This window comes from Paenibacillus sp. FSL R10-2771, assembly GCF_038000205.1.
Taxonomy (GTDB): domain Bacteria; phylum Bacillota; class Bacilli; order Paenibacillales; family Paenibacillaceae; genus Paenibacillus_AQ; species Paenibacillus_AQ phytohabitans.
Window position 1 is genome coordinate 2005231 of the sequence record NZ_JBBOBM010000001.1, and the last position, 15662, is coordinate 2020892.

Sequence of the window (15662 nt, forward strand, 5' to 3'; positions counted from 1 at the left end):
CAAAGAGCTGCCGCCCTTGCAAGAGGGCGGTACACTCTTGTTTAAAAGTAATTAAAATTTTAAGCTTTTTGAAAGGATGACATCTCATGCTTAAAGGACATATCCACTCCTTAGAAACTTTTGGAACGGTGGATGGCCCGGGTATCCGCTTCGTGCTTTTTATGCAGGGCTGCCTACTTAAGTGTCAGTATTGCCACAACCCGGATACCTGGGGATTGAATGAAGGCAAGGAAATGACCGTTGAAGAAGTGCTGGCGGAAATTGAACCTTACCTGAATTATTATAAAACATCCGGCGGCGGTCTTACCGTATCCGGCGGGGAACCCACGCTGCAGGCGCATTTCGTCAAACAGCTGTTCACCGAAGTGAAGAAACGCTGGAATTTGCATACTACGCTTGATACTAACGGCTATAATGATGGTTCGAAAATCAGCGACTTGCTGGATGTTACCGATCTTGTACTGCTGGATCTGAAGCATATCGATGATGAAGCTCATATTAAGCTGACTGGCAAATCCAACGACCGTACCTTAAAGCTTGCCCGCTGGTTGTCAGATAATAACCGTAAAATGTGGATTCGCCACGTATACGTTCCCGGCATTCATAATAAGGAAGAGGATCTGCAGAATCTCGGCCGGTTCATTGGCACCCTTAATGGAGTAGAGAAGTTCGAAATCCTGCCTTATCATGTAATGGGGATTTATAAATGGAAAGAGCTTGGCCGTCCCTACGAGCTTGAAGGGGTGGAGTCACCGGACGAAGAAGAAGTGCAGCGTGCATACCGGCTGATTGAAGAGGGCCGTAAACAGTCTGCTCTGGTATAAATTCATACACAATATATAACGTAAGCGGAGCTTCCAATCTGAGGAGTTTCGCTTTTTTGATGTACGGTGAAATGAGTTCAACATACATAGTAAAGTGTGAAATTGATGAAAATGCAAATTGTATGTATAAGTAATCTGACGCAAGAAAATAGAAAAATACCTCTTTTCAAGTTGTCGTGTAATGAAATATAACTCATTTATGTCACTAAATACAACTGAATTCGCTTACATTAGAGTATTTTATCCCTATTGTAGATGAATCTTAACCTTACGATTACAATCAGGGTTTTCTATAATAAGAGTTGTAAGGGAAACAATTAAATAGGGAGGGTCACCCGTAATGAGAAAAAGCTTAACTATGCTGTTGTCCCTGATGTTCGTTACCTCAGCGCTGCTGACAGGTTGTGGAGGCAACAATAACAATGCTGCTGCAACGGAAGAACCGGCTGCAACGAATGAGGCCGCTGCAACCAATGCTGCCGCAACCGAAGAACCGGTTAGTGCTGAACCTTTTGAAATGACGGTCCGTCATACTCAGGTAGGTGCAGATAAACAGAAACGTCTGGCGATCCTGGAGGATGTAGTCGGCAAGGTACAGGAAGAAGTACCGGGACTAACCTTCAAGCTGGATGGAGTAGATTCGGATGTAAACCGTAAAGAGAAGCTGCGCGGGGAAATGGCGGCCGGTAATCCGCCGGAGATCTTCGACCTGTTCGGCAGTCCGGATTCCAAGATCTATGCCAAAGAAGGTAAGCTGCTCGATCTGACCCCGATCCTAGATGAACTAGGCATTAAAGACAAATTCTCCAATCTGGATCCATTTACTTACGAAGGAAAAATCTACGGCCTGCCAATCGGCGGCTCAGGTGAAGGGTTCTTCTACAATAAAGAATACTATGACAGCAAGGGCTGGAAGGCTCCGGCCACCTTCGCTGAGCTGGAACAGCAGCTGGCTGATATCAAAGCAGACGGCAAAGTGCCGCTTGCCGGTGCTTCCAAGGCTGGCTGGGTACCACTCATGCTCGCCAACCATCTCTGGTCACGTTATGCCGGACCGGATGTTACAGCGAAGTTCGCTACTGGCGAAGCTAAGTGGAATGATCCTAATGTAGTCAAAGGCTTTGCGAAATACAAGGAATGGGTAGACAAAGGCTACTTCAAGAAAGGCGAGCTCGGCTTCGAGTATGCTGAATATACAACCCAGTTCACCAGTGGTGAAGCGATCCTGATGTATGACGGCACATGGAAGTCCTCTGTATTCAAAGCCGGACAATCCGGTGAAGGTCTGATCGGTAAAGTCGGTTTCTTCAACATTCCGGCGGTAGACGGCGGAGTGGGTGATCAGACGGCACTCATGCGTGATGTGAACAACGGCTATGGCTTCTCGGCATCTGCAGGTGAAGATGAACGTCAACTCGCTGCAGTGAAATCATTCATTAAGAATATGTTCAATGAAGAAATGCAGCTGCGCGGTCTGGTGGAAGATGGCGTGCTGCCGGCTATGAAGATTGATCAGGCGGTACTGACTGAGAATATCACCGATGATCTGATGAGTGAGATTGTAGCAGTACTCAACAGCTCCCAGTCCTCCTTCCCGGCATTTGACTCTCTGGTGCAGGCAGATGTGACTACCGAGATCAGTAATATCCAGATTCAAAGCCTGATTGGCGGACAGACCACTCCTGAGAAGATGGGCGATGCGCTTCAGAAAATTCAGGAAGAAGCCAACGCAGCAGTAGAATAAGAGGCGGTAAATTGAATGTACCCTGGTGCTTGCTCCAGGGTGCATTTTTAAAGTGAGAGATGTCTAAGCAATTTGGAGGTAGTCATGAATAAGGCACTAAGAAATCCTCTGGTGTTCATTCTGTTCGTTATACCGGCACTGGTTCTGTTCATTATGTTCTTCATTTACCCCATTTTCAGTTCACTCTACTATAGCTTCACCAGCTGGAACGGTGTATCCGATACAGTGAAATACGCCGGACTGGACAACTTCAAAAAAGCCCTGGGGGATGAACGCTTCTGGGTTTCTGTTAAAAATAACGGCTGGTTCATTCTGTTTTCCGTATGCATTCAGGTGCCGCTGATTGTCTTCTTCTCCTTATTAATCGCTAATGTGAAGAAGCTGAAGGGCCTTTACAAGACAGCAGTATTCATGCCATCCATTATGTCTACTGCAGTTATCGGTATTCTGTGGGGCTTCATTTATGAGCCGAATATCGGCTTGTTCAACAAAGTGCTCGGCCTTGTCGGCATTGAGCCTGTCTACTGGCTATCAGATGAGCGGTTCGCCATGCTGTCAATTCTTATAACGAATGCCTGGCAATGGACCGGATTCTACATTGTAATGGTGCTGGCGGCCATTCTCTCCATCCCCGGTGAACTGGATGAGGCTGCGGCCATCGACGGCGCTACGGGCTTCCAGCGCGCTACACGCATCACTTTGCCGCTGATTGTACCCATTATCTCGGTAGTAATCATGCTCTCTATTGCCGGAGCGATGAAGGCCGCAGATATCGTCATTGTTATGACCAAAGGCGGCCCGGCAGGTTCAACTGAGGTTATGGCCACCTATATGATTAAATATGCGATCACCAATTTCAAATATGGGTACGGCAATACCATTGCAATTCTGATCTTTATGTTCACGCTCGTGGTTACAGCTCTCTATCAGCTGCTGTTTGCCCGTCGTAATGAAAGGATTGAATACTGATGCCGCGCCTCAAGAAAAGCTTACCTCACGTTGCCCTGCTGGGATACCTGATCGTTGTACTCTTTCCGTTTCTCTTTGTCCTGTTCTCCTCGGTGAAGAAGGATAACAATGCGATCGCCCTGAATCCGTTCGGGATTCCGAAGACATTCGAATTCTCGAACTACGTTGAAGCATGGGTGAACGCCAAGATCAGCACATACTTTTTTAACAGCTTATATATTTCGATCCTGTCATCGGTGGTATCCATTCTGTTGGCTTCTATGTTTGCCTTCGCGGTTACGCGGATGCGCCAGGGAAAATGGAACAAGATTCTGTTCTCGCTGGTCCTGATCGGCATGCTGATTCCGAACAATGCACTGATGCTGCCTATTTACACGATTGTCCGCAAGCTTCATATTCTCAATACACACTGGGCACTGATAATTCCCTATATCGCCAATGCAATTCCATTCACGATTATTATCCTGGCAGCATTCATGCGCTCACTTCCCAGTGAAATTGAAGAGGCGGCGGTCATGGATGGCTTGAAGGCTCCGGGTATCTTTGCTAGAATTATTGTACCTTTGACAGTTCCGGCCATGGTTACAGTCTTCATTGTTAATTTCCTGGGAAATTGGAACGAGTTCCTGCTGGCTAACTATTTCCTCTCTAATGACGAGCTGCGCACGCTTCCGGTGGGCATGGTTCAATTCCGTGATCAATATCAGATGAACTACGCGCAAATGTCGGCGGGTATTGTCTATAGCGTGGTTCCGGTCATCGTCATTTATGCTATTTTGCAGGAGAAGATTATTGAAGGCGTAACGGCAGGCAGTGTAAAAGGATAACCCTATTCATGTCAGGAGCATGGGCCGATGAATTTGCGCTACAAATTATTTACGGCATTTCTGGGCCTGATTATCATTCCCTTATTCATTCTTGGCATGATTATGTTCTTCGTTACTTATAATTCGATAGAGAAGAAGTACAGCCAGCAGTCCGAATATTCACTTAAGGCGATCAGTTACAGCATTTCGAATGTGTTTAAGGATATGGACAATGTGACAGACAACGGAATTGCCACCTCGGTCTTTCATATGGCACTCAGCGCGGATGATCCCTCCAAACAGGATTTGACCGATGCCGAGCAGCTCAGCCTGAACGCCAGCCAGCGCAATTTCCGTAGTCTGCTCTATAATCATCCGTCGATCAGCTATGCCTTTCTCTATAATTTTAATGGAAAAGGCAGCTCGGAGATCGTATCGGTCTTTAACAAAGAAAATTTCCGCACTCTCCCCTACGACAAGTTCAAAGGGAGCGATCTCTACCAGGAGGTTATGAAGCTTAACGGGGTTCCGAAATGGCTGGCACCGCATGAGTATCCCGAACTGACGGGGACGGAGGCTGTGTTTACGCAGATCCGGCTGGTTAAGGAGCTCAGCTTTTTTCAGAACATCGGCATCCTGGTAGTCCAGATCAAGAACTGGGAGTTCGAATCCATATTCCGCAACCTCAAGATCGGGGACAGCAGCCAGAAGGTATCCTTTATGCTGGTCAACGATGACGGGATGATCCTGCTTGACCCGGACAGGCAGCTGGACGGACAGGATTTCCGTGACTTTACTACGAAGGATATTACCTTTAAGCCGGGCTTCCAGAGCTACAGAACACAGTTTGACGGCGAAAAGAGCATTCTGTCAGTCTACCACCTGAAGGGCTATCCCTGGAGCCTGGTTTCTGTGACCTCCTGGGGCTCGCTGTCCCGTGAAGTAACTGTGTTTGCCCGCTGGTTTGTGGTGGTTATGTTTCTGTGCCTGCTCGGTGCAGTGATCTTCAATCTGTTCTTCATGAACCGGATTACAGGGGGGATTGCTGTGATCGTCCGCTTCATGCGCCGGGTGGAGGATGGAGACCTGACAACCCGGGTCGAGGAGAAGGGCAGTGACGAAATGACGCTGCTCGCCAGAGGCTTCAATGACCTCATGGACAAAATCAATTCATTATTCAACAGGATCAATGAAGAGCAGCGGCGCAAAAATCAGGCGGAAATGCGCGTGCTGCAGGCGCAGATCAAACCGCATTTTCTGTTCAATACGCTGGAATCCATCAATGTGCTGGCTGTGCAGAATGAAGGGCGCAAGGTCAGTGAGATGGTCTACAGGCTGGCCAGTATTCTGCGGATCAGTATCCAGGACAGGGATGAAATAACGCTGGAAGAAGAGGTTAAGCATCTGCGCAACTATCTGGATATTCAGAAATTCCGGTTCGAGGACTTGTTCGATTACGAGCTTGAGGTTCCGGAGGAGCTGCTGGGCTGCGGGATTCTGAAGCTTACGCTGCAGCCGCTGGTTGAGAACAGCATTCAGCATGGCTTTGAAGGGATCAGCTACAAAGGTCTGGTAAGCGTTAAGGTCTGGGAAGAACGGGGGAATCTGATTCTGCGGATTCAGGATAACGGGATCGGCATGACTCCGTCCCAGCTGTCCATGTTTCAGTATATGGTTAATGATCCGGCGGAGCAGAAGCCTGAAGGCAAAGCGCAACACGGAATTCATCTGGAACGGAGGGGGCTTGGCGTTCGCAGTGTAGCTGACCGAATCCGTATAGAATACGGAGGCAGATATGGGATTTTCATCTGTGCGAGTCCTGGCGAAGGAACAATTATCCAGTGCGTCATACCTAAATACGGGCAGGGGGAAGATCATTATGCTAAAGGTATTATTGGTTGACGATGAGGCGCCTATCCTGAACAATCTCAACAAAGTGCTGCCTTGGCATGACATGGGGATGGAGGTTACGGGGATGGCCCGCAGCGGAATGGAAGCTCTGCGTATCGCTGAAGAGGAGACGCCCGATCTGGTGCTGTGTGACATCCGTATGCCGGTCATGGACGGACTTACATTCATCGGCAAGCTGCGTGAGATGGGGCTGGAGAGTGAGGTGCTGTTGCTAAGCGGCTATCAGGAGTTTGATTATGCGCGCGAGGCCATCCGCCTTGGTGTGAAGGAATATATCTGCAAGCCGATACATTATGAGGAGCTTGGCAACAAGGTGCGGGAGATCGGAGCTCGGATCCGCAGCAAACAGTACAAGGATAAACTGTATAACAGTATTCCCTTGTTTCAGGAGATGCCTGTACCCGAGGATTCCGCCAAAAAAACACCGGATCAATTGATGAGCCAGGCGGCGAATTATATTACTGAGCGGCTGAGCTATGACCTTGGCATTGAAGAGGTGGCGAACCGGATCGGCATCAGCAGCAGCTATTTCTGCCTGCTCTTCAAGAACCGCTTCGCGATGACCTTCGTGGAGTATGTAACGTTGCAGAGGATTGAAGCCGCCAAATTCATGCTGGCCAGCAGCGACAAAAGCATTACTGCGATCAGCTCGGGAGTGGGTTATCAGGAGCGGCGTTATTTCACCAAGGTATTCCAGAAACAGACGGGGATGTCCCCTAAGGAATACCGCGATAAACACAAGGCTGCCGAAGCCCGCTAAGGGTAAGGGTAAAGGGAAGCCGGAGATTATATCCTGTCTGGTACAATAACTGAATTCAATGCTGCTTGTTCTGGCGGCGTACACCAAGATTGTCCCGGGATGGGGATGATCTTTTTTTGTGAAAATGGATTTCTAATAGAAATAAATGGATAATCTTTGATTTTTCTTTACACTGAATGAAACTTTTCGGAGTTGCCTGCGTCTAATACTATGTTTTGTAAAATGAACGTGGCAAATAATTCTGCCGTCCTGTAGAGGGCGGTTGCGTTTTTGCGGGGAATATAAGGTGAAGAAAGAAAGATAACGCCTTATACACTACAATTGGGAGCAGAAGGAGTCGTACAATGAATTTGAAAAAAATGATCTTAGTGGCAGTATTGGCCGTTTCACAAACCGCAGCAGCGGTTCCGGCCTTTGCAATTCCTGCCAGCACACAAAGTATCACAGGCAATGTTGCCGCAGCGGTGAATACCACGCAGACGGTTGTAACACAGGAGGAGCCCTCGGCTACAGATCCATTGCCTCCATTAGTTACTGAGGCGCCTGCAGGTACAGTTACGCCAACACCAACACCGATCCCGGCAGCAACAGCAGTTCCTGCAGCGACAGCAGTTCCGGTAGTGCCGGCAGCAACACCAACACCACTTCCGGCAGTAACCCAGGCTCCTGTTGATGGTGTTGTACCAACAGATGCGGCTGTTCCAACGGCAACTCCGCTTCCTGGCAGTACTCAAGTGTTGCAGCCGACAACTGCAGGTCTGACCACTTCCGCCACTGGCGGCGGCCAGCTCATCCTGATGATGAACAGTAACAAAATGTACAGAAACGGTACACCGTATACTGCCAACCAGCCGATGGCTGTCAAGAACGGGGTCTCGTATGTATCGATCCGTGCAATGGTGGAAATGGTCGGAGTAAGCTATACCTACGACTACAAAACCAAGGAAGTTATCGTTACTAAAGGCACCAGTATTATGCGCTTCAAGACCGACAGTAAGATCTATACGGTAAATGGCGCCAAGAATACTATGAAAGGCCCGGCCTACCAGTTCAAAGGCACCTTCATGGTTCCTTTAACCTCCATTACCTATGCGCTGAATATTCCTTATACGGTGGACAATGTGCAGAAGCGTGTCATTCTTACGCTGAACACGAAGCCGACAGCATCCTTTACAGTCCAACCGACTGAGATTTATGCAGGTCAAACGACTGTGAATTATGTTACTTCGTATTCTTCACCGAATGGTACGCCGATGGCTGAAGAACAATGGGGCGGCAACAAACTGGATATGTACGATCAGCCGGGATTCTATACCGTAACTTATTCTGTGCGTGATGCGAATAATTTGTGGAGTGATCCTTACTCTGTAACGATCCAGGTGCTGCAGCCAAATCAGCCTCCTGTGGCCCAGTTCACGACTGATAAAGATGAATACAAAATGGGTGAGCCGGTAATTCTGACAGATACCAGCTATGACCCTGAGTATGAAGAATTAACGACCACCTGGAGCAACCGTGGCCTGGCCTATTTCAACCCCGGTCCTACGTCCATCCAGCTGACAGTAACTGATAAGCATGGTCTTAGCAGCACTTTTGAGAAGACCATTAACATTACAAGCGAACAACTGTATACCCAGGATGAAGTAGCGAAGCTGTTCACTATTCCAGGGGATGTTCTGACGTTTGACGGCGGATTGATCCCGGGACTTCCTAACCTGCCGTACAATCTTTCATCTGACAGTTATACGCTGATCCGCAGTAACAGCCCTGAAACGGTTAATACAGAGGGTGTGCTGTACCGCGAGACTTCCGTAGGGAAGACACGTTTCCTGGTACATCATATGAACAATATGACTACACGACAGAAGCTGTATGTGATCGCCACGAACAACGGCATATATCCGGCGACGATTTCGACCGAATACTCAGGTATTGCCGGTCCGGTAACTTCTCCGGAATATACAGGCAGAATTTCGATTCAGAAATACTACAATTCCATGATTACAGGTTCAAGTGCATCCCAAATCGTCCTGCAGCCGGGACAAAGTGTGCCAATCCTGACAGATCTGAACAAGATTGCCATGAAACCGAAAGAGGTGCTCTCACTCAGCGCCGATCTGATTAGCGATTATCCTATTCTATATAATGTGGTAATGGTTGAGCAGACTAAAGATCCGGTAGCTGTGCTGCCGACACTGCCAATTCTTGACCGCGACGGTGTGCATAACCGGGGAACGTATCCGGATTCAACACGCATCATCAACGTGACTGATGTTGTAGGCACAACGCAATCCAAGCTGATCCTGGGGGATAATAAAAATGACCTCAATCTGATTGGTATTGATCCGATGACTGGAACAGAGGCTTCTAATTCCGGCAACTTCGGTGTACTGTACAAAATCGTTCTGGACCGTGTGGCAGCGAACACACTGATCACCTTCAACCCGCGTGGAGGTAATTATCTGGGTTCGTTAATGGTGAACGGAACGATTGTGAATCTGCCGAACAAGGGAAGCTTGTCCAGCTCGGACATGAATGCAGTAGTCTTCCGTACCGGCGAATATGAAGGTCCGGTCGATATTACCTTCTCCGTAGCATCCGGCAGCAATCTGCCTGTAAACTTTGTGTTTACTCCGCTTCCGGCCAAAAAATAAATATAACTTCAATGCAAATGCAAACGGCAGCGTTCCTGAGGGGACGGCTGCCGTTTTTTTTAGTGTGAAATCATGGAATATAAGCTTCTGCTTTGCGGCGTTATTTTGCGCTATGCACCCGCAGGAATGTGGAGAAGGCTGCAGGACAGGCACACTTCATTGACGGGGCAGTACTTTTGGGGCATTATAAAGAGAGTGCAATACAAACGACCTATGTTATGGGAGATGAGCGAATGCTGTCGACAGAACAAATACTGGAAGCCATGTCGGGGCAGGGACTGCGAATCACCGATCAGCGCAAAACGCTTGCCAGGTTATTCGGCGAGAATACGGGGTATTTGTCTGCGAAGGATGTATATGAGCATATGGGCCGCAAATACAGCGGACTCAGCTTCGATACGGTCTACCGCAACCTGCGTGTCATGGAGGAGCTTGGTGTGCTGGAGCAGATTGTCTTTGAAGACGGCGTCAAATTCAAAGCAAGCTGCAGTCAGGACCACCATCATCATCATATGATTTGTCTTCAGTGTATGAAGACTTACCCGATTCATTTCTGTCCGATGAATTTAACGGATACACCGGATCAATTCCGGGTGGTCAAGCATAAATTTGAGGTGTTCGGTTACTGCAAAGACTGTGAACAGGGCCGCGAAGAAGAGTCCGCCGTAGCTGCTCACGGCAAAGAAGGCCGCTGAATATGGCTACCTTAAGAAGAACGGTCCAGGCTCCAATCCGGGTCTACCGCAGGTTCATATCGCCGCTTAAGCCGGCAACCTGCCGGTTCTATCCGACTTGTTCAGCCTATGCGCTTGAAGCTATTGAGGTCCATGGACCGCTGAAGGGTTCATGGCTGGCTGCAAGGCGGATCGCCCGCTGCCATCCCTTTCATCCGGGAGGGCTGGACCCGGTGCCGCCGCGCAAAGAGCAATCACCAGGAGATAAGCCTGTTCATACGACTTGACATGAGCCGCTGTGATGGGTATATTTTGAATAATAAGCAATATTCCGAGGAACGGATGAGTAAATGTGGACAACCATTACAGAGAGCCGGGGCTGCTGGAAGCCGGTATGGGATGCCAGATTGAATATGGTCCGGGAGGAACTGTGTTCGAGCGGGAGCCGGTAGTTACGGCTTGCGTAAGATAACGGCGTGTTCCAGCGTTAATGGACAGTTCCGTAAGGGACTGGCGAAGCCTGTGCTCTGTGAGGAGCCGGGGAACTTTGGGTGGTATCGCGTGAGTTTACTCTCGCCCCATATAGGGGCGGGAGTTTTTTGTTATTTAAGAATTTATAAGTTTTGGGGCCCCCGCAAAGTACTTGAGTAAGCGTCGAAATTAAAGCATCACTTATGGGGCTATTTTGTGTCAAAATGAGAAGGTATAACGAAGGGATGACAACGTAAATGAGTGAGAACAAAACCTTTTATTTAACTACACCGATCTATTATCCGAGTGATAAGCTGCATATCGGACATGCGTATTCAACGGTGGCCGGTGATGCGATGGCCCGCTACAAGCGTCTGCGCGGCTATGAGGTCCGTTATCTGACTGGAACGGATGAGCATGGGCAGAAGATCGAAGAGAAGGCTGGCAAGGCCGGTAAGACCCCTCAGGAGTTCGTTGACGGAATTGTCGTAGGTATTAAGGATCTGTGGCGCAAGCTGGATATCTCCAATGATGATTTCATCCGTACTACTGAGGAGCGTCACAAGAAAGTGGTGGCGGATATTTTTGACCGCCTGCTGAAGCAGGGCGATATCTACAAAGGGGAATACGAAGGCTGGTACTGTATTTCGGATGAGACCTTCTACACCGAGACACAGCTGGTGGACATTGAACGGGATGCTGACGGCAATATTACCGGCGGCAAAAGTCCGGATAGCGGACATCCGGTTGAACTGGTCAAGGAAGAAAGCTACTTCTTCCGCATGAGCAAGTATGCCGACCGCCTGCTGCAGTTCTACGAAGAGAATCCGGAATTCATTCTGCCGGAATCGCGCAAGAATGAGATGATTAACAACTTTATCAAGCCGGGCCTTGAGGATCTGGCCGTATCCCGTACGACCTTTGACTGGGGCGTTAAGGTAAAGGGCGATGAGAAGCATGTAGTGTACGTATGGATTGATGCACTTACCAACTACATTACGGCTCTCGGTTATGGCTCGGAAGACCGCAGCCTGTATGATAAGTTCTGGCCTGCGGATGTGCACATTGTCGGTAAGGAGATTGTCCGTTTCCACACGATCTACTGGCCGATCATTCTGATGGCGCTCGGTGAACCGCTGCCGAAGAAGGTGTTCGCGCATGGCTGGCTGCTGATGAAGGACGGCAAAATGTCCAAATCCAAAGGCAATGTCGTTGATCCGGTTACTTTAATCGACCGCTATGGTCTGGATGCCCTGCGTTATTATCTGCTGCGCGAAGTTCCGTTCGGTTCGGATGGAACCTTCACACCGGAGAGCTTCGTGGACCGCATCAACTATGATCTGGCCAACGACCTGGGCAATCTGCTGAACCGGACCGGGGCGATGGTGGAGAAATATTTCGCCGGTGAGCTTCCTGCTTATGCAAGCCAGGTTACGGCATTTGACGGGGAACTGGAAGGGGTAGTGCAGAGCACCTATGTCAAAGTAGAAGAAGCGATGGAGAAAATGGAATTCTCCGTAGCCCTGACCGCGATTGGCGCCCTGATCAGCCGTACGAATAAATATATCGATGAGACCCAGCCATGGGTACTGGCTAAGGATGAGAGCAGAACCGGTGAGCTGGCTTCGGTGATGAGACATCTGGTCGAAGGACTGCGCACGGCGTCCATCCTGCTGCAGCCGTTCCTGACCGGTGCTCCCGCGAAGATATGGGAGCAGCTGGGCATTCAGCCGGGCGAGCTGACCACCTGGGAGAGCGGCAAATCATTCGGCCTGATTCCAGCGGGAACCAAGCTGGCCAAGGGCGACCCGATCTTCCCGCGCCTGGACGTGGCGCAGGAGGTGGCGTACATCGCCGAAGCGATGGGAGCCGGCAAGCCTGCAGAAGCAGCTGCTGAAGCTGCGCCAGCAGGGGCTGCAGTGACGCCGGATGCGGCAACTGCCGATCCGGAGGAAGAGGAGCATAAGGAAGAAATCGGCATCGACGATTTCGCCAAAGCAGAGCTGCGCGTAGCCCAGGTCATCGCCTGCGAGCCGGTGAAGAAGGCGGACAAGCTGCTGAAGCTGCAGCTCGATCTTGGATACGAGCAGCGCCAGGTCGTATCCGGCATTGCCAAGTTCTACACACCGGAAGAGCTGGTGGGACGCAAGGTGATCTGTATCGTGAACCTGAAGCCGGTGAAGCTGCGCGGCGAGCTGTCGCAGGGTATGATCCTGGCAGCCTCCAAGGGCGACCAGTTGACGATCGCCACCGTGCCGGACAGCATGCCTAACGGAGCTATTGTGAAATAAGACAAGCTGCATAGTTGAATGATCTGAACGATCCCCGTGTGCCTTAATGCAGCGGGGATTGTTTTAGTGTAAATAGAGAATATACGTTATTAGGTGCTGGTCTTAAGGATAAGCGGCTTCAGTCTAATTATCGGGAGGCTGGCTGGAAGATCAGAGTTGACTTATCGTAACGATTACTATTATAATTCTCATAGTAAATTTTACGATTTAAGGGGTCGATAGAGAAATGTTATATAAAAGCTTGCACAAAGGGCTTTTGCTTGTTGTTACCATACTGCTGCTAATGATGCTTGCCGCATGCGGTTCTAAGAGCAGCGGAAGTATCGTCGAGGGAAAAGTGAATGTCATCACTACTTTTTATCCTATATATGAATTTGCCAGTGAAATCGGCGGGGAAGATATCAACGCGATCAATCTGCTTCCGGTGGGGGTAGAGCCGCATGACTGGACGCCGCGCAGCCAGGATATTATTAATACCTCGAAGGCACAGCTGTTCCTGTATAATGGAGCAGGACTGGAGGGCTGGGTGCCCAATTTCCTCAAAAGCCTCGACAGTGACAGTGAAGCCAAGGCTGTAGAAGTCAGCCAAGGGGTTGATTTGATTATGACCGACGAGGAAGACGGTCATGATCATGGTCATGAGGAGGAGGAAGCAGAACACAGTGATAGCCTGCACACGGACCCGCACACCTGGGTAAGTCCGAAGTCGGCGCTCGTGATGGCGAAGAACATCAAGGAAAGCCTGCAGTCCGTTGATCCTGAGCATTCCGCAGGTTATGAAGAACGGTACCAGAAGCTGGTTGAACGCTTGAGTGCGCTCGACAGCAAGTTTACCGAGGAACTGGGCAAGCTGCCGAATAAAGAGATCGTAGTCTCTCATCAGGCCTTCTCATATCTGGCGCGTGATTACGGTCTGTCACAGCACGCTATTATGGGGCTGTCACCGGATGCCGAACCAAGGGGACAGGATCTGCTTGATCTGGCGGCATTGGTCAAAGAAGAGGGCATCCGATACATTTTCTTCGAAGAACTGGTATCCGACAAGCTGGCTAAGACACTGGCTGGTGAAACAGGCGTGTCCACGATGGTGCTGAATCCGGTAGAGGGTCTGACTGAAGCCCAGGAGAAGAATGGCGACAACTATTTCACACTAATGGAGAAAAATTTGCAAAATCTCATTCTGGCTTTACAATAATAAGGAAAGTATAAGTTGAAAGGTGGTACTTCACATGCAACCGGTATCCCTGGACTGCCATCAGCATATGATCGAAATACAGGATTTGTCCTTCTCCTATGGCGAACAGAAGGTAATCTCCAATCTGGATTATACAGTGAAAGAACGCGATTTCCTGGGCATCATTGGTTCCAACGGCGCCGGCAAGACTACGCTGCTCAAGATGATTGTCGGTCTGCTGCCTGCTACCAGCGGGGAGATCAAATTATTCGGCCAGCCGGTCCGGAAGTTCAAGGACTGGGAACGGATCGGTTATGTTCCGCAGAAGAATGCCTTCAATCCGCTGTTCCCGGCTACCGTGCGTGAGGTAGTATTGTCAGGCCTGTACAATAACAAGAATCTGATCCGCCGCGTATCCAAAGCCCAGCACCGCCAGTGTGAGGATGCGCTAGAAGTGATGCGGATTCAGGATATCGCGGAGAAAAGAGTCGGCCAGCTGTCCGGCGGCCAGCAGCAGCGGGTCTTCCTGGCCCGCGCCCTGATCAACCATCCGGATCTGCTGATCCTCGATGAGCCTACCGTCGGTATTGATGCCGAGACGCAGGCCGGATTCTTCGACCTGATCATGCATATGCATGCCCATCACCACATGACCTTCCTGATGGTATCGCATGATATCGACATGATTAAGAACTATCTCGGCAACGAGCCGGTGCAGAAGAACGGTAAGATCAATTTCTATTGCCGCCATTCTCATGATGTTCAGGACTGCGTTGTCGATAACCTGCAGCATACACTCTCTTGAAAAAAGGGAGCGCAGAGGTGTTTCAGACATTCTGCAAAATCAGCTTCTCATGCATCCTAAAGATAGCTGTATTTCGTACAGTTATTTTTAGATTGTAGGCGCGGATTTAAGCTATAACTGTAGTTTGTACACTTATATTTGCGGAAAACAGGCGATAATCCGCTTACTCCTCTTTATAATTGTATGAAATACACTTATTTTCCTGATCTGGTTCTAAATAAGACAAATAGTTGTACAAAGTACATTTAAACGGCTTGATTCCAACGGACAAGGCTCTTCTGCCCTGCTCTTAGTTGTCCCCTGGGTCGTCCATTGTACAACATCGGACGGCCTTCGCTTCGCTCTTATCTTTTGAACTTGATTTTGACTTGAATGCGTAATTAAATCCCGCCAAATGTTAAGCATATCCCGCAGGGAGGCAAAGCGGTCCTACCTCAACGTCCCCAAGCAGCGAAAGTCTGCTGTCCCACGCCAATTGCACTTAAACGGGTGTCCAGAGGGCAGAGCCCTTGGGGCCCTCCCTTGGAAGGGAGGGTTTGGGTGGGATCGAAAGGTTTGGGATCGAAAAGGTTTGGGATC

At 49.4% G+C, this 15662-nt stretch carries 12 protein-coding genes; all 12 read left to right on the forward strand.

Annotated features, from left to right (window positions below; translation table 11 throughout):
* The first annotated feature begins 86 nt into the window (after positions 1-86).
* The 12 genes from pflA (at position 87) to NSU14_RS08365 (ending at position 15083) form a co-directional block, all read left to right on the forward strand.
* A complete protein-coding gene (gene pflA, locus NSU14_RS08310) occupies positions 87-824 on the forward strand; it encodes a pyruvate formate-lyase-activating protein (protein WP_039295441.1) in 738 nt (245 codons plus the stop codon).
* Between the two features lie 340 nt (positions 825-1164).
* On the forward strand, positions 1165-2568 hold the full coding sequence (locus NSU14_RS08315; RefSeq protein ID WP_042138759.1) for an ABC transporter substrate-binding protein: 1404 nt from the start codon (positions 1165-1167) through the stop codon (positions 2566-2568).
* A gap of 84 nt (positions 2569-2652) precedes the next feature.
* Positions 2653-3537 (forward strand): carbohydrate ABC transporter permease, encoded by an 885-nt coding sequence (locus tag NSU14_RS08320; RefSeq protein WP_042138758.1) that lies wholly within the window; start codon positions 2653-2655, stop codon positions 3535-3537.
* Positions 3537-4364: a carbohydrate ABC transporter permease gene (locus NSU14_RS08325; protein ID WP_039295446.1), complete on the forward strand. Its 828-nt coding sequence runs from the start codon at positions 3537-3539 to the stop codon at positions 4362-4364. The genes NSU14_RS08320 and NSU14_RS08325 overlap by 1 nt, the downstream gene beginning before the upstream one ends.
* Before the next feature lie 27 nt (positions 4365-4391).
* A complete protein-coding gene (locus NSU14_RS08330; RefSeq protein ID WP_042138757.1) occupies positions 4392-6245 on the forward strand; it encodes a cache domain-containing sensor histidine kinase in 1854 nt (617 codons plus the stop codon).
* The gene (locus NSU14_RS08335) at positions 6223-7014 is read left to right on the forward strand and encodes a response regulator transcription factor (RefSeq protein WP_076245640.1); all 792 of its coding nucleotides are present in this window, start codon (positions 6223-6225) and stop codon (positions 7012-7014) included. Before NSU14_RS08330 ends, NSU14_RS08335 begins: the two co-directional genes overlap by 23 nt.
* A 344-nt stretch (positions 7015-7358) precedes the next feature.
* Positions 7359-9668, forward strand: a complete 2310-nt coding sequence (locus tag NSU14_RS08340; RefSeq protein WP_340944127.1) for a copper amine oxidase N-terminal domain-containing protein — start codon at positions 7359-7361, stop codon at positions 9666-9668.
* A gap of 233 nt (positions 9669-9901) precedes the next feature.
* Positions 9902-10363 carry a Fur family transcriptional regulator gene (locus NSU14_RS08345; RefSeq protein ID WP_039295454.1) on the forward strand — a complete coding sequence of 154 codons (462 nt, stop codon included), beginning with the start codon at positions 9902-9904 and terminating at the stop codon, positions 10361-10363.
* 2 nt (positions 10364-10365) lie between these two features.
* Positions 10366-10629 carry a membrane protein insertion efficiency factor YidD gene (yidD, locus tag NSU14_RS08350; protein ID WP_039295456.1) on the forward strand — a complete coding sequence of 88 codons (264 nt, stop codon included), beginning with the start codon at positions 10366-10368 and terminating at the stop codon, positions 10627-10629.
* Positions 10630-11070: 441 nt separating this feature from the next.
* On the forward strand, positions 11071-13104 hold the full coding sequence (gene metG / locus NSU14_RS08355) for a methionine--tRNA ligase (RefSeq protein ID WP_340944132.1): 2034 nt from the start codon (positions 11071-11073) through the stop codon (positions 13102-13104).
* Positions 13105-13330: 226 nt separating this feature from the next.
* Entirely contained in the window at positions 13331-14299 is a 969-nt protein-coding gene (locus tag NSU14_RS08360; RefSeq protein WP_340944135.1) for a metal ABC transporter solute-binding protein, Zn/Mn family, read from the forward strand.
* Positions 14300-14333: 34 nt separating this feature from the next.
* On the forward strand, positions 14334-15083 hold the full coding sequence (locus NSU14_RS08365) for a metal ABC transporter ATP-binding protein (protein WP_042138751.1): 750 nt from the start codon (positions 14334-14336) through the stop codon (positions 15081-15083).
* Positions 15084-15662 lie beyond the last annotated feature (579 nt).